At 68.1% G+C, this 22,611-nt stretch carries 22 protein-coding genes; 3 read left to right on the top strand and 19 right to left on the bottom strand.

The features are described 5' to 3' along the window. Positions 1-38 precede the first annotated feature (38 nt). The 6 genes from C3Y15_RS07120 to C3Y15_RS07095 all read right to left on the bottom strand — a co-directional run bounded on the left by C3Y15_RS07120 (position 39) and on the right by C3Y15_RS07095 (position 9,331). Positions 39-773, bottom strand: a complete 735-nt coding sequence (locus C3Y15_RS07120; protein WP_011886087.1) for a GntR family transcriptional regulator — start codon at positions 771-773, stop codon at positions 39-41. A 435-nt stretch (positions 774-1,208) separates the two neighbouring features. After that, positions 1,209-4,424, bottom strand: coding sequence for an error-prone DNA polymerase (locus tag C3Y15_RS07115; protein ID WP_014723685.1), 3,216 nt, complete (start codon positions 4,422-4,424; stop codon positions 1,209-1,211). A gap of 6 nt (positions 4,425-4,430) precedes the next feature. Then, positions 4,431-5,918: a DNA polymerase Y family protein gene (locus tag C3Y15_RS07110; protein ID WP_059894292.1), complete on the bottom strand. Its 1,488-nt coding sequence runs from the start codon at positions 5,916-5,918 to the stop codon at positions 4,431-4,433. Further along, a complete protein-coding gene (gene imuA / locus C3Y15_RS07105; RefSeq protein WP_011886090.1) occupies positions 5,851-6,558 on the bottom strand; it encodes a translesion DNA synthesis-associated protein ImuA in 708 nt (235 codons plus the stop codon). Before imuA ends, C3Y15_RS07110 begins: the two co-directional genes overlap by 68 nt. A 204-nt stretch (positions 6,559-6,762) precedes the next feature. After that, positions 6,763-7,578: a MetQ/NlpA family ABC transporter substrate-binding protein gene (locus C3Y15_RS07100; RefSeq protein ID WP_011886091.1), complete on the bottom strand. Its 816-nt coding sequence runs from the start codon at positions 7,576-7,578 to the stop codon at positions 6,763-6,765. 184 nt (positions 7,579-7,762) lie between these two features. Continuing rightward, positions 7,763-9,331, bottom strand: a complete 1,569-nt coding sequence (locus tag C3Y15_RS07095) for a methyl-accepting chemotaxis protein (protein ID WP_045578760.1) — start codon at positions 9,329-9,331, stop codon at positions 7,763-7,765. Positions 9,332-9,531: 200 nt separating this feature from the next. Between C3Y15_RS07095 and C3Y15_RS07090 the strand changes: the two genes are divergently transcribed. After that, positions 9,532-9,822, top strand: coding sequence for a YciI family protein (locus C3Y15_RS07090; protein WP_011886093.1), 291 nt, complete (start codon positions 9,532-9,534; stop codon positions 9,820-9,822). Positions 9,823-9,983: 161 nt separating this feature from the next. Here the strand turns inward: C3Y15_RS07090 and C3Y15_RS07085 are convergent, their stop codons facing one another. The 5 genes from C3Y15_RS07085 to C3Y15_RS07065 are packed head-to-tail and all read right to left on the bottom strand — an operon-like array spanning position 9,984 to position 14,066. Continuing rightward, entirely contained in the window at positions 9,984-10,601 is a 618-nt protein-coding gene (locus C3Y15_RS07085; RefSeq protein WP_014723689.1) for an SCO family protein, read from the bottom strand. An 18-nt stretch (positions 10,602-10,619) separates the two neighbouring features. Next, positions 10,620-11,522, bottom strand: coding sequence for a heme o synthase (gene cyoE, locus C3Y15_RS07080; RefSeq protein WP_011886095.1), 903 nt, complete (start codon positions 11,520-11,522; stop codon positions 10,620-10,622). Positions 11,523-11,530: 8 nt separating this feature from the next. After that, positions 11,531-12,643, bottom strand: coding sequence for a COX15/CtaA family protein (locus C3Y15_RS07075; RefSeq protein ID WP_014723690.1), 1,113 nt, complete (start codon positions 12,641-12,643; stop codon positions 11,531-11,533). 25 nt (positions 12,644-12,668) lie between these two features. Then, positions 12,669-13,295: a hypothetical protein gene (locus C3Y15_RS07070; RefSeq protein WP_059668253.1), complete on the bottom strand. Its 627-nt coding sequence runs from the start codon at positions 13,293-13,295 to the stop codon at positions 12,669-12,671. A 60-nt stretch (positions 13,296-13,355) separates the two neighbouring features. Further along, positions 13,356-14,066, bottom strand: coding sequence for an SURF1 family protein (locus C3Y15_RS07065; RefSeq protein WP_011886098.1), 711 nt, complete (start codon positions 14,064-14,066; stop codon positions 13,356-13,358). Positions 14,067-14,150: 84 nt separating this feature from the next. Between C3Y15_RS07065 and C3Y15_RS07060 the strand changes: the two genes are divergently transcribed. After that, positions 14,151-14,360: a twin transmembrane helix small protein gene (locus tag C3Y15_RS07060; RefSeq protein ID WP_011886099.1), complete on the top strand. Its 210-nt coding sequence runs from the start codon at positions 14,151-14,153 to the stop codon at positions 14,358-14,360. 238 nt (positions 14,361-14,598) lie between these two features. On the opposite strand, the gene C3Y15_RS07055 is transcribed toward C3Y15_RS07060, so the two are convergent. From C3Y15_RS07055 to C3Y15_RS07025, 8 genes are all read right to left on the bottom strand, one after another. Then, positions 14,599-15,456 (bottom strand): cytochrome c oxidase subunit 3, encoded by an 858-nt coding sequence (locus C3Y15_RS07055; protein WP_011886100.1) that lies wholly within the window; start codon positions 15,454-15,456, stop codon positions 14,599-14,601. 139 nt (positions 15,457-15,595) lie between these two features. Continuing rightward, positions 15,596-15,796: a DUF2970 domain-containing protein gene (locus C3Y15_RS07050; RefSeq protein WP_011886101.1), complete on the bottom strand. Its 201-nt coding sequence runs from the start codon at positions 15,794-15,796 to the stop codon at positions 15,596-15,598. A gap of 16 nt (positions 15,797-15,812) precedes the next feature. After that, complete coding sequence (locus C3Y15_RS07045; RefSeq protein WP_011886102.1) at positions 15,813-16,421, bottom strand: cytochrome c oxidase assembly protein; 609 nt, start codon at positions 16,419-16,421, stop codon at positions 15,813-15,815. 35 nt (positions 16,422-16,456) lie between these two features. After that, on the bottom strand, positions 16,457-16,597 hold the full coding sequence (locus C3Y15_RS31655) for a cytochrome oxidase small assembly protein (protein ID WP_006760728.1): 141 nt from the start codon (positions 16,595-16,597) through the stop codon (positions 16,457-16,459). A gap of 91 nt (positions 16,598-16,688) precedes the next feature. Beyond that, on the bottom strand, positions 16,689-18,296 hold the full coding sequence (ctaD, locus tag C3Y15_RS07040) for a cytochrome c oxidase subunit I (protein ID WP_011886103.1): 1,608 nt from the start codon (positions 18,294-18,296) through the stop codon (positions 16,689-16,691). Positions 18,297-18,339: 43 nt separating this feature from the next. Further along, positions 18,340-19,926 carry a cytochrome c oxidase subunit II gene (coxB, locus tag C3Y15_RS07035; protein ID WP_011886104.1) on the bottom strand — a complete coding sequence of 529 codons (1,587 nt, stop codon included), beginning with the start codon at positions 19,924-19,926 and terminating at the stop codon, positions 18,340-18,342. 53 nt (positions 19,927-19,979) lie between these two features. Beyond that, positions 19,980-20,504 carry a DUF2244 domain-containing protein gene (locus tag C3Y15_RS07030; protein WP_045578759.1) on the bottom strand — a complete coding sequence of 175 codons (525 nt, stop codon included), beginning with the start codon at positions 20,502-20,504 and terminating at the stop codon, positions 19,980-19,982. 195 nt (positions 20,505-20,699) lie between these two features. Beyond that, positions 20,700-21,665 (bottom strand): methyltransferase domain-containing protein, encoded by a 966-nt coding sequence (locus C3Y15_RS07025; RefSeq protein WP_041493895.1) that lies wholly within the window; start codon positions 21,663-21,665, stop codon positions 20,700-20,702. Between the two features lie 82 nt (positions 21,666-21,747). Between C3Y15_RS07025 and C3Y15_RS07020 the strand changes: the two genes are divergently transcribed. Then, on the top strand, positions 21,748-22,560 hold the full coding sequence (locus tag C3Y15_RS07020) for a phosphoribosyltransferase family protein (protein ID WP_069246332.1): 813 nt from the start codon (positions 21,748-21,750) through the stop codon (positions 22,558-22,560). Positions 22,561-22,611 lie beyond the last annotated feature (51 nt).

Here is a 22,611-nt window from a genome sequence, read left to right as displayed (position 1 = left end):
ATTGCGTTCCAGTCGGGTGGCGCGCGCAGTCTCGCGCGTCAGCGTTTCAGTTCGGCGACGAAGTCGTAATAGTCGTCGCGGCAATACGATTCGGTCACTTCGAGCGCGCGCTGATCGGCGCCATAGCCGATCCGCCTGATCACGAGCAGCGCCGCGCCCGGCTTCACGCCCATCCATTTCGCGATCTCGTGCGTCGCGTTGGCCGCGCGAAAGTGCTGCAGCGCGCGCACGACGCTCGACCCGCGCGCCTCCAGATAGTCGTACAGCGATGCGCCGAGCGCCTGCGGATCGGGCAGCACCGCGGCCGGCAGCGTCGAGTGCTCGACGGCCATCACGGTGCCGTCCGCGCGGCGCAGCCGCTCGAGCCGCGCGACCGTCGCGCCCGGCGCGAGCCCCAGATGCGCGATTTCGTCGCGACTCGCGACGCGCAGCGTGCGCGCGAGCCACACCGAATCGGGGATGAAGCCGCGCTGCCGCATCTTCTCGGTGAAGCCGACGAGCCGCGACAGCGGATCGGCGACGCGCGGCGTGATGAAGCTGCCCGCCCCGCGCACCCGCCGGATCAGCCCCTGCTCGACCAGCAGCGCGAGCGCGCGGCGCGCCGTGATGCGCGATACGCCGACCGTGTCCGACAGCAGCCGCTCCGACGGCAGCGCCTCGCCCGCGCGCCACGCGCCAGCGTGGATCGCGCTCGCCAGATTGCGGGCGAGCTGCAGATACAGCGGCGTGTCGTCGAGGGGATCGGGCGCCAGTTCGGAGCAGCCGGTTTCCATATGCCTCCGCGGGTCGGACGACGGCCGTCGAGCCGTCGAGCCGTCGAGCCGTCGAGCCGTCGAGCCGTCGAGCCGTCGAGCCGTCGAAAGTGAACGCATTATATAACCACAATAATACCAGTCAACGAACTGGTATTAGACTCGTGGAAATCGCGGAAAGCCTTGTCCGACAAGCGGTTTAGTCGCAATAAGTCCTTTGTTTACAAGGCGATGCGGGATAGGTATTTACCCGGAGTGGTATGCAAAGGGACGGGTTGCAGCCTCGCCTCGGCGTGCGAAACGAGGCAAAAACGATACCGGAATAGAACCAGTTAGGGCCACTGGTATGCATGCGACCGAGCGGGGTGCGGGTGAGCCGGGATGACCGGTGTATGGATGAGCGTTTCGCGGTGAGCGGTGAGCGGCAATCGACACGCCCCGCCCTCTGTCGCGCCCTCAGTGAAATTCCCGGCTCGACGTGCGCAGGCCGCCGAGCAGCGGCGTCAGATCCTCGAAATGCTGCGCGACGAGGTGCCTCACGTCGCTGACGACCTGCCACACGCCCGACGCAGCGAGCAGCCGCGAGTCAAGCGTTTCGCGCCGCTGCCGGGCGAGCAGCTCGGGCCGCACGATCACGTTCACGCAGCCCGTTTCGTCTTCGAGCGTCATGAACATCACGCCCTTCGCGGTGCCCGGCATCTGCCGCGCGATCACGAGCCCGCACGCGCGCGCGAGCCGGCCGTCGGGACGGTCGCGCAGCTCGGCCGCGGACGACAGCCGCTGCGCGCGCAACGCGGGCCGCAGCAGCGCGACCGGATGGCGGTTCAGCGTCAGGCCGATGGTGTGATAGTCGGCGAGGATGTCGTCGGCTTCGGACGGCGCGCCGAGCGCCGGCTGCTCCGTTTCGTCGATCGGCGCGGCGGCGAGCAGGTCGCGCTCGGGCGCCGCGGCGACGGCCTGCCACAATGCGTCGCGGCGATGGCCGGCGAGCGCCGCCAGCGCGTTCGCGGCGGCGAGCGCCTCGAGATCGCGCCGCTCGAGCTGCGCGCGGCGCGCGAGCGCGTCGACGCTGTCGAACGGGCCGGCCGCGCGCGCGGCCTCGATGCGCCGCGCGGCCGCCTCGCCGAGCCCGCGCACGAGCGCCAGGCCGAGCCGCACCGCCGGCTGGCCGTGTGGCGGCGGCTGACCGGGCAGCGCTTCGAGCGACGTCTCCCAGCCGCTTTGCGTGACGTCGGCCGGCAGCACCTGCACGCCGTGGCGCTTCGCGTCCTGCACGAGCTGCGCGGGCGCATAGAAACCCATCGGCTGGCTGTTCAGCAGCGCCGCGACGAAGATCGCGGGCTCGTGGCACTTGAGCCAGCTGCTCGCATACGCGAGTTTCGCGAAGCTCGCCGCGTGGCTTTCGGGGAAGCCGTATTCGCCGAAGCCCTTGATCTGCTCGAAGATCTGCTCGGCGAATTCGCGGGTGTAATTGCGCGCGAGCATCCCTTCGACGATCTTGTCGTGATACTTCTCAAGATTGCCCTTGCGCTTCCACGCGGCCATCGCGCGCCGCAGCTCGTCGGCCTCGCCCGGCGTGAAGCCCGCCGCGACGATCGCGATCTGCATCACCTGCTCCTGGAAGATCGGCACGCCGAGGGTGCGCTCGAGCACCTCCTTGAGCGCGTCGCTCGGATAGGTGACCTTGCCTTGCTCCTCGCCGGACATGATCCGGCGCCGCTTCAGGTACGGATGCACGGCGCCGCCCTGGATCGGCCCGGGCCGCACGATCGACACCTGGACGACGAGGTCGTAGTAGTTGCGCGGCTTCAGCCGCGGCAGCATCGACATCTGCGCGCGCGACTCGATCTGGAACACGCCCACCGTATCGGCCCGGCAGATCATGTCGTAAGTCGCCTCGTCGTCCTGCGGGACGTGCTTCATCGTGAACGGCTCGCCGTCCGGCTGCGGGCCGCGCCACGCGGTGCGCAGGTCGAAGGCGCGATGCAGCGCCGACAGCATGCCGAGCGCGAGCACGTCGACCTTCATCAGGCCGAGCGCTTCGAGATCGTCCTTGTCCCACTGGATCACGCGCCGCCCGTCCATCGCCGCGTTCTCGACCGGCACGAGCCGCGTGAGCTTGCCGCGGCTGATCACGAAGCCGCCCGAGTGCTGCGACAGGTGGCGCGGAAAGTTCAGCAGCCGCGCGGCGAGCGTGGCCCACGTGGCGATCAGCGGCGTGGCCGGATCGAGCCCGGTCGACGCGAACTGCTTCAGCAGATCGCGGCTGCCGTCGAACCAGCGGTGCGCCTTCGCGACGCGGTCGACCAGCATCGGATCGACGCCGAGCGCCTTGCCGGTTTCGCGCAGCACGCCGCGCGGGCGGTAGGTCGAGACGGCGGCGGCGATCGCCGCGCGATCCTTGCCGTACTTCCGGTAGATGTGCTGAATCACCTCTTCGCGGCGCTGGTGCTCGAAGTCGACGTCGATGTCGGGCGGCTCGCCGCGCTTCTCGCTGATGAAGCGCTCGAACAGCATCGTGCTCTGATCGGGATCGACCTCGGTGATGCCGAGGCAATAGCAGACGACCGAATTCGCGGCCGAGCCGCGGCCCTGGCACAGGATGTTCCGGCTGCGCGCGAATTTGACGATGTCGTAGACGGTCAGGAAGAACGGCTCGTAGCTCAGCTTCGCGATCAGGTCGAGCTCATGGCGGATCAGCTTCGCGACCTTCTCGGGAACCCCGCGTGGATACCGCGCGCGCGCCCCGGCGAGGGTTTCCTGTTCCAGATAGCGCGTCGGCGTGAGCCCCGCCGGCACGATCTCGTCGGGATACTCGTAGCGCAGCGAGCCGAGCTCGAAATCGCACGCGTCGAGAATCTCGCAGGTTTGCGCTATCTCGTCCGGCGAGTACAGCTGCCCGATGCGCTGCCGCGACCGCAGGTGCTGCTCGGCATTCGGCGCCAGCGCGTAACCGCACTCGGCCACCGGCATGCCGACGCGGATCGCCGTCATCACGTCCTGCAACGGCTTGCACGAGCGCCGGTGCATCGTCACGTCGCCGAGCGCGACGACGGGCACGCCGCGCCGCTCGCCGGCCGCGCGGATCTCCTCGCGCTGCGCGCCGTCGAGCGCGCGCTGCAACTGCACGAGCCCGAGCCGTGCGCGCTCGCCGAAGGTCGCGCGAAACCATGCGACCTGCGCATCGAGCACGTCGGCGCGCACCGGATACACGGGCACGAGGATCGCGAAACAGTCGGGCATGCCGCGCAGGTGTGCGAATGCCGCAGGCGGCGCCGACAGCATCCGCGACGTCAGCGTGTAGGTGCCCTTCGGCGCCGCCATGCGCCGCCAGGAAATCAGCTCGGCAAGATTGCCGTAGCCCTCGCGGTTCTGCGCGAGCAGCACGAGCCCGAAGGCGCCGGGCCCCGGATCGTGGCCCGGCGCGACCTCATCGGGCGTGACGGCGAAATACGCGCCGACGACGAGCAGCAGCCCTTGCGCCTGCGCGGCGACATGCATGCGCGGCGCGCCGGCCAGCGAGCATTCGTCGGTGATCGCGAGGCCGCGATAGCCGAGCTCCGCCGCGCGCGCGACGAGCTCCTCCGCATGCGACGCGCCATGCAGGAACGAGAAGTTCGAGCGGCAGAACAACTCCGCGTAGTCGGGCAGCCAGGTGATTTGCGCGGCCATCGTCGCTCACCCGAACAGGCCGTGCAGGAACCAGCGCGGCTCGGCCGCGCTTTCGGAACGCTCGAGGAACACCCAGTAGCACGCGCCCGCTTCGTCGTGCGCGACGTGGTAGTCGCGCGCCACGTGCTGCCCGTCGAACCAGCCGCCTTCGATCCGCTCGGCCGACGACATCATCCTGAGCGGCGTATGGAATACCGGCCGCTCGCCGCGCATCAGCAGCGGCAACGGCTCGGCCAGCAGCCATGCGGGACGCGGCGGCGCGTCGGGCGGCCCGGCCGCGGCCTTGCCCGCCTGCGCGTCGAGCGGCAGCCAGCGGTTGGCGGCCTCCGGACGGTGATCGGCGACGCGCGCCGCGCGCAGCACGTTGTCCGCGCCGAGCCGCGCCGACAGCAGCTCGAACAGCCGCGCGCGCGTCTCGCGCGTGCCGCCCGGCTCCGGAAACAGATCGTCGGCCGGCGGCGCGACCGATTCGACGCGCGTGGCCTTCAGCCGCACCGCGATCACCGCGGCCGGCAGCTCGACGCGCGCGAGCCGCTCGCCGAGCAGCCGCATGAAGTGCGCTTCGTCGCGCACGGGCGCGGCGAACGCGAGCTCCAGCGCGGTCGGCGGCACGGCCTGGCGGCCGCGCTCGTGCTCGAGATCGAACGTCATCGCGGCGAGCGACAGCTGGCGCGCGGCCAGCCAGCCGCAGAGCTGCACCACGAGCCGCTGCGCGGCGAACAGCACGGCTTGCGCGTATTCGACGCGCTCCGGCAGCTCGAGCCGCACGTCGAAGACGGGCGGCACCGTCATCCATGCGAGCGGTTCGAGCGCATCGCCGTACGCGCGATCGAGCGCCGCGAGCAGCGCGGGCCCGCAGCGGCGCTGCAGCCCGGCGCGCGGCAGCGCGCGCAGATCGGCGAACGTGCGGCAGCCGAGGCCGTCGAGCCAGCCCGCATACGGACGCGCATCCGGCAGCAGCACGCACGGCAACCGATCGAGCGTGCGGCCGAGCGAAGCCGGTCGCGCCACGCGGCGCCGCACCCGCGCACGCGCCGACGTGCGCGCGAGCAGCCACGCGCCGCGCCCGGTCGGCGCGGCCGACAGGTGCGCCGCATAGCCGAGCGCCGCGAGCGTCGCGCGCACCTGGCGGCACAGCGACGGCAAGCCGCCGAACAGCCGCAGGCTCGGGCCGACGTCGACGATCAGCGTCGCTTCGTCGTCGAGCGCGACGCACGGCGAGAAGCGCAGCAACGCGAGCGCGACGGCGCGCAGCGCGTCGGCCTCGCGCGCCGGATCGCGCTCGACGAGCCGCGTGCCGGGCGCGAGCGTCAGCACGCCGCCGCGCTTCATGCCCGCGCGCACGCCGTGCCGGCGCGCGGGCGCGTCGGCAATCAGCACGACGCCCTGCTCGAGCACCGCGCAGCCGGCCGCGCCGGCTTCTGCGTCAGACGGCGGCGGGGCGCACACGTCGAGCGGCAGGCGCGGCAGATGGATGCCGAGCAAGACGCGCATAGCGGCTCTCCACGATGGGCGACGGCAATTCGAGCGCGAGCGGTTCGCTGCGCGCGGGCCCGCGACGCTTGACGATGTCGAGCGACACGCCGCCCGGCACCGGATGCAGCGCGACGCGCAGCACGGCCGGCGACGGCTGCCGCACGGCCGACAGCGCGCGCAGCATCACGAACAGCGTGTCGCCGGTGCGCGCGGCCGCCAGATGCAGGCGCCGCAGCGCATCGGGCCGCGCGTCCTGCCACAGCAGCAGCGCTCCGCAGCAGCCCGTCTTGAGCGCCTGCTCGGCGGCCCACAACGCGTCGGTACGGCTGCCCGCGCGCAGCCACAGCAGCGCATCGGACGGCACGCCGAGGGCGGCCAGCGCGCTCGCATGCGGCGCATGGGGCGGCGCGACCAGCGCGAGCGGACGCCGCGCGCTGACCGACTGCGCGAGCGCGGGCGCGAGCAGGCGCATCTCGCCGCAGCCCGGCTGCGCGGCCAGCAGCTCGACGAGTGCGCCGACCGGCCAGCCGCCGCCCGGCAGCTCGGCGGACAGCGACGCGAAGCCCGTGTCGATCGTGCGCGGGCCGCCGCGCGCGAGCTGCGAGCCGCGCCACAGCGACGGATGAAGGGATTCGGGAGAAATGGAGGATGCGAGCATGACGCCACCCACAACTGTATGGATATACAGTATATGGCAATGCGCCCGCGTCGCACAGTCTCGGCACGAAACCGGCCTTTCGTCAGATGAACGCAGCGCATGCCGCACGCGCCGCCAGCGGCCACGGGCCAGCACCCGCCCCAATGAAAAAGGGCCTGCGCGCGGCAGGCCCTTCGGGTCGGCAATCGGACCGGTGTGCGGCGTTCAGAACGACGCGACCATCGAGCCCTTGAACTGCTTCTTGATGAATTCGCGCACTTCCGGCGACTGGTACGCGCTGACCAGCTTCTTCACCCACGGCTGGTCCTTGTCCTTCGCGCGCACGGCGATCAGGTTCGCATACGGGCTCGTCAGCGATTCGAGCGCGATCGCGTCCTTGGTCGGCTGCAGGTTCGCGGCGAGCGCGTAGTTCGTGTTGATCACGGCCGCGTCGACGTCCGACAGCACGCGCGGCAGTTGCGCGGCGTCGAGCTCGGAGATCTTCAGCTTCTTCGGGTTCTCGGCGATGTCGAGCACCGTCGCGTTGTTGCCGCCCGTGCCGGCGCCGGCCTTCAGCTTGATCACGCCTTGCGTCTGCAGCAGCAGCAGCGCGCGGTTCTCGTTCGACGGATCGTTCGGCACCGCGAGCTTCGCGCCTTGCGGCAGATCCTTCAGCGCCTTGAACTTCTTCGAATACACGCCGATCGGCGAGATGTAGGTCAGGCCTGCGCTGACGATCTTGTAGCCGCGCTGCTTCACCTGGCTGTCGAGGTAGGGCTGGTGCTGGAAGCTGTTCGCATCGAGGTCGCCCGCGTCGAGCGCCGCGTTCGGCTGCACGTAGTCGTTGAACTCGATGACCTTCACGTTCAGGCCTTGCTTCTCCTTCGCGACCTTCTGCACGACCTGCCACACCTGCGCATCCGGGCCGGCGACCGTGCCGACCTTGATCACCTTGTCTTCGGCGTGGGCGCCCGCCGACAGCGTCAGCGCGGCACCGGTGGCCACCACGGAAAATACCTTCAGGAGACTGCGACGCTTCATCTGTTTCTCACTTCGTTGCTAACTGAAATAGGGGCGCGATACGGGTATCCCCGGACTCGCAGGAAGGGGCAAATGGTGTCACAGGATCGCGCGGAAGTGAAATACATCCCGCTCATATATGTATGCACCGCAACGGGGCCGACGAACGACCGCCGCCACGGCCACCGGCCGCCGGCCGGATGAGTCAGCGCGCGCCGCCGGCCGCCTCGGCGACGCGGAACGCGCCGATCGCCTCGCGCAGCCGCCCGGCCTGCTCCTGCAGCGACGCGGCGGCGGCCGCGGCCTCCTCGACGAGCGCCGCGTTCTGCTGCGTCACCTGGTCCATCTGCGTGACGGCGCGCCCGACCTGCGTGATGCCGCTTGCCTGCTCCTCCGACGCGGCCGCGATCTCGCCCATGATGTCGGTCACACGCGCGACGGCCTGCAGGATCTCCCCCATCGTCGTGCCGGCCTGGCCGACCAGCGCCGAGCCGTTGCGCACGCGCTCGACCGAATCGACGATCAGCGCGCGGATCTCCTTCGCGGCCGTCGCGCTGCGCTGCGCGAGCGAGCGCACCTCGCCCGCGACCACCGCGAAGCCGCGTCCCTGCTCGCCCGCGCGGGCCGCCTCGACCGCCGCGTTCAGCGCGAGGATGTTGGTCTGGAACGCAATGCCCTCGATCACGCCGATGATGTCGGCGATCTTGCGCGAACTGTCGTCGATCTGCCCCATCGTGCCGATCACGCGGCTCACGACGTCGTGGCCGGTGCGCGCGATCTCCGACGCGTTGTTCGCGAGCCCGCTCGCCTGCCGCGCGTTGTCGGCGTTCTGCTTCACCGTCGCGGTCAACTGCTCCATGCTCGCGGCCGTTTCCTCGAGCGACGCGGCCTGCTCCTCGGTGCGCTGCGACAGGTCGTTGTTGCCCGACGCGATCTCGCGGCTCGCCGACGCGATCGACTCCGCCGACTGACGAATCCCGCCGATCGTCGCCTGCAGGCGCGCCTGCATGTCGCGCATCGCGGCCATCATGCTGGTGCGGTCGTCCGCGCGCACCGGCACCGGCTGCGTGAGGTCGCCCTGCGCGATGCGGGCCGCCAGCGCGGCCGCTTCGTCCGGCTCGCCGCCCAGGCTGCCGCGCACGTTGCGGATGATCACGAGCATCGCCGCGCTGATCACGAAGCCGATCACCAGCACGACCGCGAGGTGGCCGAACAGCGTGCGGTAGTAGACGGTATCGATGTCCTTCAGGAACACGCCGCTCGAGATGTTCCAGTCCCACGGCGCGAAGCGCGTCACGTAGCTGATCTTCGGCACCGCGGTCTCGCTGTGCGGCAGTCGCCCGCGATACTCGGCGAAGCCGCTGCCGGTCGCCTTCGCGGCGTTCAGGATCGTGACGAACAGCGGCTTGCCGTCCGGATCGAGATAATCGCCGACCTGCGTGCCGACCAGTTTCGGCAACGTCGGGTGCATCAGCACGACCGGCTTCGAATCCATCACGAACACGTAGCCCGACTCGCCGTAGCGCATCGCGGCGAGGCTCGCGAGCGCGTCGCGCTTCGCGTCGGCCTCGGGCAGCGTGCCGCTCTGCGCGAGCGCGTGATACGCGGCCACGATGCCGGCCGCCGAATCGACGAGATTCGCGATGCCTTGCTTGCGTTCGGCGAGCATCGTCGCGCGCGTCTCGTATGCGCTCCATGCGCCTACGCCCAGCAGACCGATCCATACCAGCGCAAGCGCGAGCCACAGCTTGCGGTTCAAACTCATTCTGCTCATCTACGTGCCTTGTTGTCGAAGTCATGCCCCGCTGCGCGCCGACGGCCAGCCGCGCGCAAACGGTTGCGTACGTATTTACGGCAGCGACGCTTACGACTTGAATACAACCGGCCGGCGCACGGCACGACACCGGTGCGCGCCTGTGCTACAAAGACCGGCTGACCGGCGCGCAGCGCGCCGGCGCCATTCCGGGATCATCCATGTACGTCATCGACATCCAGTACCACGCGTCGCTCGAGCGCATCGACGATGCACTCGAACGCCATCGCGCGTATCTGCAGCCGCTGTTCGAGCGCGGCATCTTCATCGCGGCGGGGCCGAAGGTGCCGCGCGAAGGCGGCGTGATTCTCGCCGCGCGCATCGACCGCGACGAACTCGACGCGATTCTCGCCACCGATCCGTTCGTGACCGAAGGGCTCGCGACCTATCGCGTCACCGAATTCCGGATCACGCGCGCCGCGCAGGGTTTCAACGTGCCGGCGCTGCCGTGACCGACGCGGCGGCGCATGAACGCACGCGCGCACGACGTGCGCACGCGCATCGTGCATCGCAATCGGACAGGAAAGAGGGAAGCAGGCGTGACGGCGGCGCCGTCACGCGTCGCGCCGGGCAGCGGCCCGGGCGCCGAGGCGCCGAGGCGGCTTGGCGCCGCTCAGTCGACCAGCAGTTTCAGGTCGTGGACCCACGGGCCGGGGCCCTGGCCGTCGCGCACGAACAGGCGCAGCTTGCCGTCGCGATCGAACACGTAGCTCGCGGCGGTGTGATCCATCGTGTAGCTGCCGGGCGTCTTGCCGGGCACCTTCGCGTAGTACACGCGGAAGTCCTTCGTGACCTTCTTGAGCTGCGCTTCGTCGGCCGGCCGCAGCCCGATGAACGACGGATCGAACGCGGGCACGTACTGGCCGAGCAGCGCCGGCGTGTCGCGCTCCGGATCGACGGTGACGAACAGCACCTGCACCCGCTTCGCCGCATCGGGGCCCAGCTGCTTCAGCGCCTCGGACAGCTCGGCCATCGTGGTCGGGCACACGTCCGGACAGTGCGTATAGCCGAAGAACATCACGACCGCGCGGCCCTTGAAGTCGGCGAGCGTGCGCACCTTGCCGGCGGTGTCGGGCAGCGAGAAGTCGGTGCCGAACTGCGTATTGCCGGTGATGTCGAGATTCTGGAATTTCGGCGCGTTGTCGCAACCGGCGAGCAGCGTCGCGGCGGCGAACGCGCACGCGAGCAGCCAGCCTTGGCGCGCGCGGCGCCCGAACCGTGAATGGAGCATTGCGTTCAAACCGTGCAGTTACACGCCGAGCAACGGGCGCGCATAGTGATCGACGAGCAGCGCGGCGAACAGCAGCGACAGGTAGACGATCGAGTAGCGGAACGCCTTGCGGGCGAGCGCATCCGAATAGTCGCGGTAGATCTTCCACGCATACGCGAGGAACACCGCGCCGAGCAGCACCGCGCTCGTCAGGTAGACGGCGCCGCTCATGCCGGAAATGAACGGCATCAGCGTGACGGCGAACAGGATCACCGTGTACAGCAGGATGTGCAGCCGCGTGTATTGCTCGCCGTGCGTGACCGGCAGCATCGGCAGCCCCGCGTTTTCGTAATCCTTGCGGCGATAGAGCGCGAGCACCCAGAAATGCGGCGGCGTCCACACGAAGATGATCAGCACGAGAATCCACGCGTCGCCCGGCACCGCGCCGGTGACCGCGGCCCAGCCGAGCGCCGGCGGCATCGCGCCCGACGCGCCGCCGATCACGATGTTCTGCGGCGTCATCGGCTTGAGCAGCAGCGTGTAGATCACCGCGTAGCCGACGAACGTCGCGATCGTCAGCCACATCGTCAGCGGGTTCGTGAACGTGTAGAGCGTCCATGCGCCGATGCTGCCGAGCACGGCCGAGAACAGCAGGATCTGCGGCGTCGTGATCTCGCCGCGCGCGGACGGCCGCCACGCGGTACGGCGCATCATCGCGTCGATCTTCTGCTCGACCAGACAATTGATCGCGAACGCGGCGCCGGCCAGCAGCCAGATGCCGACCGTACCGCCGATCAGCACGCGCCACGGCACCATGCCCGGCGTCGCGAGGAACATGCCGATCACCGCGCAGAACACCGCGAGCTGCGTGACACGCGGCTTCGTCAGCGCCATGTACTGCGAAAACCGGCTACCGGGCGATTGGGAGAGGATGCTTTGCATGGGGGCGGTCACGCCGGGGCGGCGTCGCGCGCGGGCTGCACGACACGGCCGGGGCGGCTTGAAAGGATGCGAAAGTTTAACATGACGACGAGCAGCAGCAGGATCGCGGCGCCGCCGTTGTGCGCGACGGCGACCGGCAGCGGCCACTGCAGCACGATGTTGGTCAGGCCCGTCAGAAACTGCAGCAGCACGACCAGCAGCACGCCGTTCGCCGGCCGCCGCAGCGACTCGAAGCGGCGCATCTTCAGCGCGAACGCGACCAGATACGCGACGACGACGAACGCGAACGTGCGGTGCGTCCAGTGGATCGCGACCAGCGCGTCCTGCGTGATCGCGTCGCCGTCCTTCGTCATCCCGAGCGCGCGCCACAGATGGAAGCCCTGGCCGAAATTCATCGGCGGAATCCACTGGCCGTTGCAGGTCGGGAAGTCGGTGCACGCGAGCACCGCGTAGTTCGTGCTCACCCAGCCGCCGAGCGCGATCTGCACGACCAGCAACACCAGCGCGGCGAGTGCGGCGGCGCGGTAGCGGCCGGCCTCCGGATCATGCGCGGGCAGCGGCGTCTGCCGCGCCGCGAGCCAGCCGAGCGTGCCGAGCAGCGCGAGGCCGAGCAGCAGATGGGTCGTGACGATCACCGGCTGCAGCTTCATCGTGACGGTCCACGCGCCGAACGCGCCCTGCACGACGATCAGCAGCAGCAGGCTCGTCGGCCACCACGGCGACACCGACAGCGGGCGGCGGCGCAGCCGCGCCGACCACGCGATCACCACCTGCGCGATGATCAGCACGCCGATCGCCATCGCGAAATAGCGGTGGATCATCTCGATCCACGCCTTCGACATGCTGACGGGGCCGCTCGGCATCGCCTGGTGGGCGGCCGTGATCGCCGCGTGCGCGATGAACGGCGACGACGTGCCGTAGCAGCCCGGCCAGTCGGGGCAGCCGAGGCCCGAATCGGTGAGACGCGTGAAGCCGCCGAACATCACGAGGTCCAGCGTCATGAAGGTGGTGACCCACACCAGCTTGCGGAACTTGTCGTCGTCGGCCTTCACCCACACGTACGACAGCGGCAGCAGCGCGATGCACAGGCCGATCAGGCCGAGTTGCAGTAGATACGACATCGAATGTGTGCCTCGTTGTGTCGCCTTAACCGATGCTCGACCACTTCAGCAACTTCGTGACGTCCGTCTTGATCTTGCTGGGGTTCGGGTTCTTCGGGAAACGCATCATCAGGTTGCCGTTCGGATCGACCAGGTAGAGGTGATCGCTGTCCGTCGTGCCCGCGTCGGCCGGCAGCCATGCGGCGACCGCGTCCGGATCGGCGACCAGCCGCCGCGTGTCCGGGTAGGCCTCGAGCACCTTCGGCGGAATCGCGCCCGCATCGCTGCGCAGCCACACCATCGTCAGCCGGTGGCGCTCGCCCGCCTGCGTGACGCGGATCTGGCGCATGAAATAGAGCTTCTGCGCGCAGGCATCGTCGCATGCGCTGCGGTCGGTCATCACGAACAGCCACACGCCGCGCAGCGACGCCAGCGGCACCGTCCTGCCGGTTTCGTCGGTGACCTGCAGGTCGGCCGGGATCGGCCGCTGCGGCTCGATCAGCGTGCCGTAGTTGGTCGAGCCGCCCTTCGGCTTGATCACGTAATAGGTGAAGTACGACGCGATGATCGGCGCCGCGCACACGAGCCCGAGCAGCACGAGCATCCAGCGGCCGCGCTTGCGCGCCGCCGGCGAAACCGGCGTCGCGGCCGGACCCTGACGGGAAGATTGCATGGACAAATCAAACCTCTCGAAACGAACCCGCGGCGCCGTCGCCGCGTCCGGGCACCGCGCTCACGCGTCGGCCGACTTCTTCGCCGCCCGCCGCGCGGCGTACAGGCCGAAACCGAGCGCGGCTGCGGCGATGCCCCACCACTGAAACATGTAACCGTAATTGCGCTCGACGCCGGTCGTCGCGGCCGGCCAGTCGCGCACGAGCCGGTCGCCGTCGTCGCTCGTCTGCTGGATCACGAACGGCTGCAGCGGCAAGCCGGTTTCCTTCGCATACGCGGCCACGTCCAGGTTCTGGCGGATCTTCTGGTGCGCGGCCGAGCCGCCTTCGCCGAGCTCGAACGCACGCGACGCGTCGGCGCGCGCGATGCCTTCGATCTCGATGTCGCCCGCGGGCGTCGAAAACGGCTCGATCGCCGTGCGATCGGCGATGTTGCGCGGCAGCCAGCCGCGATTCACCAGCACGACGCCGCCGCCCGCGAGTTTAAACGGCATCACGACGTAAAAACCCGGCTGGTCGTTATACGGCCGATTGTCGAGGAACACCACCTGCTCGGGCATGAAGCGGCCTTTCGCCCGCACGCGGTGAAACTCGATCGACGCCAGCGCAACCGGCTGCGCGCCCAGGTCGACCGGCGCGGCGTGCTCGTAGCGCACGATGTCCGCCTGCAGCGCCTCCTTCTGATGCGCGCGGTCGCGCTGCCAGAAGCCGAGGCGGATCGCCGCGGCGACGACGGCGAGTATCAGCAGCGCGGGCAGCCAGCGGATCTTCATCGCGCCGCCCACCGGCCGCAGCCGCGAAAGCGAAGTGCGATAATTATCCGCTTCCTGTCGAATTGCCGTCGTCCGGTTCGTGTCATGCACATCCTCGTTCCCATCGCCTTCGTCCTGATCATCGCCAGCATGGGCTCGGCGCTCTACTTCATGATGCACGACCGAGGCCACACGAAACGCATGGCCTGGTCGCTCGCCACCCGCGTCGGGCTGTCGGTGTCGCTGTTCCTGTTCATCCTGTTCGCGAACTGGATGGGCTGGATCCATTCGACCGGCCTGCCCATCGGGCGTTGATGGATTCGGTGCGGCGGCCGATGCCGCGGCAGCCGACGCTGCGGCAGCCGGTGCTGCGTCTGCGGGCGCCACAGCAGCCGCTGTGACATATCGCCGCACACCGGCGCCGCCAAGCAAAAGCGCCGCCTGACTGAGTCGCGGCGGCGCCCGGTGGCGTCGGGCGCGCGGCAACCGTCAGCTGCCCGCACCCCGCCAATCTGAAACGGCCCGCGCATCGCTGCGCGGGCCGTCGTTCCATTTACAGCCAGTAGACGACGACGTACAGGCCGAGCCAGACGACGTCGACGAAGTGCCAGTACCACGCGGCGCCTTCGAATGCGAAATGGTGATCCGGCTTGAAGTGGCCGCGGATCATCCGCACCAGCACCACCGCGAGCATCGTGCCGCCGAGGAACACGTGGAAACCGTGGAAGCCCGTCAGCAGGAAGAACGTCGAGCCATAGACACCCGAATTCAGCGTGAGGTTCAGTTCGTTGTACGCGTGGTAGTACTCGAAGCCCTGCAGGAACAGGAAGCAGACACCGAACACGAGCGTCGCGGCGAGCCATGCGATCGCCTTCTTGCGGTGATCGTCGCGCAGCGCATGGTGCGAGATCGTCAGCGTGACGCCCGACGACAGCAGCAGCGCGGTGTTCAGCGTCGGGATCGGCCACGGCCCCATCGTCTTGAAGTGACCGGCGAGCGCGCCCGGCCCTTCGTTCGGCCACACGGCGGAGAAGTCCGGCCAAATCAGCTTGTAGTCGAGGCTGCCGAGCTGGTGCAGCGCGATTTCACGTGCGTAGAACAGCGCGCCGAAGAATGCGCCGAAGAACATCACTTCGGAGAAGATGAACCAGCTCATGCTCCAGCGGTACGACTTGTCGACGTTCTTGCCGTAATGACCGCCTTCCGACTCGGAAATCGCGTCACCGAACCAGTGATACAGCGTGAAGAGCAGCCACAGCAGCCCGAGCAGCGCCGTAAACGGCGCCCAGTCGTGACCGTTGAGCCACAGCGCCACCGACCCAAGCATGACCAGCAGGCCGACGGCCGCGCTGATCGGATGCTGCGACGGATGCGGCACGAAATAGTACGGGGTCTGGTTTTGACCGCTCATGCTTGATTCTCCACTTCAGTCCAATTTGTGTACCGGAAACCGCTCCGGTCTTATTTCTGGCGCGGCGCGACGGCCGCCACTCTTTCCCGTACGCGGCGCCCGGGGCGCCACGCACTGCATTCTTTCGTCGCCGCGGGCGTCAGCCCACGACCGCACGCACGATCAGGATCAGCACGCCGATGAACATGCCGGCCGCGATCAACGCGACGATCAGCACGTGCAACGGATTGAGCTGCGTCGCATCGGCTTCGAGATCGCGCCGCTTGCGCACCCCGAAGAACGACCACAACACCGCCCGTACCGCCTGGCCGAACGTCCCGCTCCGCTTGGTCTCCGTCATCGCCCCGTCTCCGTGGTCATGCGGCCGGTTTCGCCGCGCCCTGCTCCGCGCTCTTGCGCGGCGCCGGCGCCGGCGCGGCCGGCGTATTGAGCTCGAAGAACGTGTACGACAGCGTGATCGTCTTCACGTCCTTCGGCAGTTTCGGATCGATCACGAACACCACCGGCATCTTGCGCGACTCGTTCGCGGCCAGCGTCTGCTGCGTGAAGCAAAAACACTCGATCTTCTTGAAGAACTCCGTCGCCTGCTTCGGCGCGTAGCTCGGAATCGCCTGCGCCACCACCGACCGGGCCTGCCCGTTGGTCACGTCGTAGACGATCGTCGTCAGCTCGCCCGGATGCACGTCGAGGCTGTTGTGCTCCGGCTTGAAACCGAGCGGGCCGCGCGCATTCGCATCGAACTCCACCGACACCGTGCGGCCGTAGTCGACCTGCGAGCTCTTCGCTTCGCGCGCGCTGACATCGCGCTGCACCAGATTGTTGATGCCGGTGATCTGGCAAATCGCGCGATACATCGGAATCAGCGCGAAGCCGAAGCCGAACATCAGTGCGGCGACGACGAAGAGCTTCACCAGCATCGAACGATTGAACGCCCGATCGACGGCGCCTTCTTCCGGCTTCGACATACGACTACTTCCTCGCTACTGCGTCAGTTGCTGCATCAGTGAGTGGACAGCCACCACTGCTTGATCACGACACCCACAAAGAAAACGGCGGCGATGACGAGCAGGATGAGGCCGAGCCGCTTGTTGCCCGCGCGAATCTGCTCGGGCGTTCGTCTTTCTTGTGGATTCCGGTTCATCTGGAACTTCGCTGAAACTGCGCTGAAACTTCGGTCCGGCGCCCGCCGCGCCTGCCTGCACGGCAGGCAGCGGCGGAACGCACGGCGTAACTTATTCCACGTGCGGCGGTTGCTCGAACGTGTGGAACGGAGCCGGGCTCGGCACCGTCCATTCGAGGCCCGTCGCGCCGTCCCACGGCTTGTCCGACGCCTTTTCGAGGTCGCCGCCGCCACGGTAGGCCGGCAGCGCGACCGCGAACAGGAAGTACACCTGCGCGAGGCCGAAACCGAATGCACCGATCGTCGCGATCTGGTTGAAGTCGGTGAACTGCGCCGGGTAGTCCGCATAGCGACGCGGCATGCCCGCGAGGCCGACGAAGTGCATCGGGAAGAACGTCAGGTTGAAGAAGATCATCGACGACCAGAAGTGGATCTTGCCGCGCGTCTCGTTGTACATCCAGCCCGTCCACTTCGGCGACCAGTAGTACCAGCCCGCGAACAGCGCGAACAGGGAACCGGCCACCAGCACGTAGTGGAAGTGCGCGACCACGAAGTAAGTGCCGTGGTACTGGATGTCGAGCGGCGCCATCGCCAGCATCAGGCCCGTCAGGCCGCCGAACGTGAACACGAACAGGAAGCCGATCGCGAACATCATCGGCGTTTCGAACGTCATCGAGCCGCGCCACATCGTCGCGAGCCAGTTGAACACCTTCACGCCCGTCGGCACCGCGATCAGCATCGTCGCGTACATGAAGAACAGCTGACCGGTGACCGGCATGCCCGTGGCGAACATGTGGTGCGCCCAGACCATGAACGACAGGATCGCGATCGACGCGGTCGCGTACACCATCGAGCTGTAGCCGAACAGCGTCTTGCGCGCGAACGCCGGGATCACCTGCGACACGATCCCGAACGCCGGCAGAATCATGATGTACACCTCGGGGTGGCCGAAGAACCAGAAGATGTGCTGGTACATCACCGGGTCGCCGCCGCCTGCCGCGTTGAAGAACGACGTGCCGAAGTGGCGATCGAACAGCACCATCGTGATCGCGCCCGCGAGAACCGGCATCACGGCGATCAGCAGGTACGCGGTGATCAGCCAGGTCCATGCGAACATCGGCATCTTCATCAGCGTCATGCCCGGTGCGCGCATGTTCAGGATCGTCACGACGATGTTGATGCCGCCCATGATCGACGACGCGCCCATGATGTGGACCGCGAAGATCGCGAAGTCCATGCCCGGGCCCATCTGCGTCGACAGCGGTGCGTACAGCGTCCAGCCGGCGGCCGTCGCGCCGCCCGGCGCGAAGAACGAACCGACCAGCAGCACGGCCGCGACCGGCAGCAGCCAGAAGCTGAAGTTGTTCATCCGCGCGAACGCCATGTCGGATGCGCCGATCTGCAGCGGAATCATCCAGTTAGCGAAGCCGACGAACGCCGGCATGATCGCGCCGAACACCATGATCAGCCCGTGCATCGTCGTGAGTTCGTTGAAGAACTCCGGACGCATGATCTGCAGGCCCGGCTCGAACAGCTCGGCCCGGATCGCGAGCGCCATCACGCCGCCCGACAGGAACATGATGAACGAGAACAGCAGGTACAGCGTACCGATGTCCTTGTGGTTGGTGGCGAACAGCCAGCGGCGCCAGCCGTGCGGTGTTTCGTGCGCGTGGTCGTCGTGCGCGTGGCCCGCGGCTACGTCGTGCCCGATGCTAGACATGAGAATCTCCTAATGCGAATACGTCGACTAACTCAGCGACACGTCAAGCCGCCGGCCCGATCTCGACGCGCCGCGCTTCCTTCGCGTCGGCGCCGCCCGTGATCGTTTCCGGCTTCTTGAGAACAATGTGGTCTTCCGCCACGCCTGCAGCCTTCAGCGCATCGCGCACGGCTTGCGCGCGGCGCTTCGCGAGCTCCGCATTGGCGTCGGCCGAGCCCGACTTGTCGGTGAAGCCCGACAGCGCGAGCTTCGCGTCCGGATGCGCCTTCGCATAATCGGCCGCGGCGGCGATCGCCGCCTTCGCGTCGGCCGGCAGCACGCTCTTGCCCGTTTCGAAGTAGACCGTGGACACTGCCGCCGCTGCGGCCGGCTGCTCGGCCGCGCCCGACGCGGCTTGCGCCGGCGCCGATGCCGCGTCGGCCGGTGCGGCCGCGCCTGCTGCGTCTTCCGGCATCTTGCCGTTGCGTGCGTCGGCTACCTGCTTCGGTTGCAGCAGGTCGTTCTTGTGGTTGCCCCACGAATTGCGTTCGTAGGTGATGACCGATGCGATGTCGAGGTCCGACAGCGACGCCCACGACGGCATCGCGCCCTTGCCGTGCAGCACGCGCTCGACGTGGCCGGCGATCGGGCCGTTCACGATCGCGCTGCCGTCCATCGCGGGAAACGCGCCGAGGCCCTTGCCGTTCACCTGGTGGCAGGCCGCGCAGTTCGCCTTGTAGACTTCCTCGCCGTGCGCGACGAGTTCGGCCATCGTGTAGACCTTGTTCGGATCGACCGCTGCGTTCGCGAGCTTGCCCTTCTGCGCGCTGACCCACTTCGCGTAGTCTTCGTCCGACAGCACTTCGACGACGACCGGCATGAACGCGTGTTCCTTGCCGCACAGTTCGGTACAGAAGCCGCGGAACGTGCCGACCTTGTCGGCCTTGAACCACGTATCGCGCACGAAGCCGGGGATCGCATCCTGCTTCACGCCGAACGCGGGCACGTACCACGAGTGGACGACGTCGTTCGCGGTCGTGATGATCCGGATCTTCTTGTTGACCGGCACGACGAGCGGGTTGTCGACTTCCTGCAGATAGGTTTCGGTGATCGGCTTCTTGCCCATCACTTCGTCACGCGGCGTGCTGAGCGTCGACAGGAAGCTGATGCCCTCGCCCGGGCCCTTCACGTAGTCGTAGCCCCACTTCCACTGATAGCCGGTGACCTTGATGGTGAGATCGGCGTTGGTGGTGTCCTTCATCGCGACGACGGCCTTCGTGGCCGGCAGCGCCATCAGCACGACGATGATGAACGGCACGATCGTCCAGATGATTTCGACGGTCGTGCTTTCATGGAAATTGGCGGCCTTGTGGCCTTTGGATTTGCGGTGCGCGAAGATCGAATAGAACATCACGCCGAACACGCCGACGAAGATCACCGTACAGAGGATCAGCATCATCGTGTGGAGATCGTAGAGCTCCTCGGCGATCTTCGTGACCGGCGGCTGAAAGTTGATCTCGTTGACGCGGGGGCCGCCCGGGCTATCACCGACCGCCAGAGCAGCGCCGGCAAAGAGCAGACCGCTGCATGCCAGCACGCCCGTGAGGGCTCGCTTGATTGTTTTCATAGCATCCTTACCCAAAATTTCCATTCAAACCCTCCCCCGTCGCAAGCCTCCGGCCCTGGGCCGGTGCCTGCGCCTCGTCAGCCGCAGCGCCTGAGCGACACGCGCAGTTCGTCGGCGAACTGCGCACGCTTGTACTGCGCGAGATGCTGCCCGATTACGACGGTCTGCCCGCGCGATACCAGTCGAATCGGATCGCGTGGCGTCGCACCCGGCTCGACCCGCACCCAGCGCGGGTTGAATTCGATCTGCGTGAACCGCTCCGCATCCATCCGCTCGATCACGAGCCGGTGCGGAAACAGCCTGATACGCTCGTAATCGACTGCATGGCGCGCATAGATCGCGAACGCGACGCCTACCGCCAGCAATTCGATCCCGGTGAAGGGCATGACGAGCCACGCTCCCCGCCACATCAGCAATGCCGCGATCACCAGCGAGAAGCCCGCGAGCGACACGTAAAACAGCACGAACTGCCGCGGCGATACCGAACAGTTGCGTTTCATGAGCCAGTCTGCGATGACCGGTTCGCCGTTCGTCGACTCCGCCAAAACACTCGCTGCTTCCATCGCCGCCTCACGCGAATGGCATGCGATGCATGCCTGCATCGGACTCGTCGCACCGTATTGCGGGGACCCCGGGGCGACAAGCTGACGCATTATAGGCGCGTTCAATGGCATCCACAAGCAAGCGACTATCGGCCCGCGAGCCAAGCGCCACAAGCCTCCTGGCCGTTTTTCGGATCACTTCGACCGCGCTTCGCGCCGCTAATTTCTGACATAACAAAACCGCTCTTTACCGCTTCACCGATTCTTCGGACGCCCCTTGCCGATGTCCTCGATGCGCACGATCCCGTGTCCGTCGGCGGTCGTGCGCGGCACGGCTTTCCACGCGTGGCCGTAGATCACCTCGAACGTCAGCGCGATCGTGCCGTCCGCGCGGCGGCGCGCTTCCAGCGCCTCGCAGAGCGCCGCGCGAAAGCGCCGCGTCGCGCGCTGCGGCGCGACGCGCTCGAACGGATACGCGCCCCAGCGACGTACGTCGGCCAGCAGCGAATCGGGCGTCTTATATGTAACGGTGAGCACTTCCTGGTCCATCACGGGGATCTCGAAGCCGCTTTCGACGAGCATGTCGCCAAGGTCGTGCATGTCGACGAAATCGATCACGCGCGCGGCGGGCGGCGCGATGCCGAGCGCCGCTTCGGCGTCCGCGCAGGCCGCGCGCAGCTCGCGCAGCGTATCGGGGCCGAGCGTGCTGAACATCAGCAGGCCGTTGACGCGCAGCACGCGCTGCCATTCGGGGAACACGGTATCGGGACGCGAATGCCAGTGCAGCGCGAGATTCGACCAGATCAGGTCGAATGCGCCGGCCGCGAACGGCAGCACCGAGAAGTCGGCCTGTGCGACGCGCGCGCCGCGCTGGCCCAGCGCGCGGCCGAGCGAGGCGGGCAGCCAGCGGCGCCAGCTGGTCTGCTCGACTTCGCGCTGGCCCGCGCGCGCCAGCATCGCGCCCGACAGGTCGACGCCGAACACCGGCGCTTCGGGAAAGCGCGCGCGCAACGCCGGCAGGTCGTCGCCCGGGCCGCAGCCCGCATCGAGCACGGCCGCGGGGCTCACCTTGATGTATTCGAGCCGCTCGTTCATCCGCTGCGCGATCTCGCGCGGCAGGAACGCAACGGCGTCGAATGCGGCCGCGCGACGATCGAAGATTCGCCGCAAACGCCGGGCGTCATTGGCCGGACGGCCGGTTGGAGTCGAAGCTGGGGACATGTCGGGCACACTGGCGAAGAGCCCGAAGTATACTCGCTCGCCTCGCGGCCTTCAGCGAGCGGGCACCTGCGGAGTGTTGGCGATGGACGGCCGTTCGTCGGCGCGCGTCACGCGCGTCGTTTTGTCGCATGCTCGCATGCTGTTGACACACGTCATTGCAGCCGCGCTGCCGAATCGGTGTGCGCTGTGCGGCAATTTGTCACATAACGTCATTTGCGACGCATGCGATGCCGCGTACTGGAATGAAGCGCGGCTGCGTTGCGAGGTCTGTGCGCTACCGCTGGGCGTCGGTCGCGCAAGCACGCGCAGGCCGGGCAGCCGACACGGTGGCGCTGACGCGACGTCCGCCTACCGTTGCGACGGATGCCGCGCGACACCGCCGCCGTTCGACGCGACGCTCGCGCTCGCCGATTACCGCGCACCGCTCGACGGGCTCGCGCGCGGGCTGAAATTTCGCGCGCGCCTCGCGCTCGGTGCGGAATTCGCCGCGCGGCTCGCCTCGCGGATCGACGACACCGACACGTTGCGCCGCGCGAGCGGCTTCGACGTGATCGCGCCGGTGCCGCTCGCGCGCGGACGGCTGGTCGCGCGCGGCTACAACCAGGCGTGGGCGATCGCGCGACCGCTGGCGCGCCAGCTCGGTGTGCGCGCCGACGCGGCGCTGCTCGAACGCGTGACCGAAACCGCGCCGCAGTCGCGGCTCGACCGGCGCGCGCGGCGCGACAACGTGAGCGCGGCGTTCGCGGTGACGAGCGAGCTCGCCGGCCATCACGTTGCGCTGGTCGACGACGTGATGACGTCCGGCGCGACGCTCGCGGCCGCCGCGCATGCATTGAAGGCGGCGGGCGCCGTGCGCGTAACGAATCTGGTTGCGCTGCGCACCGCGAGGGATTAATTAGATGGACAGCAAAGAGGCCGGCCGCCCGGATGCGGCGCCGGCCGCCAC

It is taken from the genome of Burkholderia sp. B10 (genome assembly GCF_004368385.1).
Classification (GTDB): domain Bacteria; phylum Pseudomonadota; class Gammaproteobacteria; order Burkholderiales; family Burkholderiaceae; genus Burkholderia; species Burkholderia vietnamiensis.
This window is presented reverse-complemented; position numbering and strand designations above follow the sequence as displayed.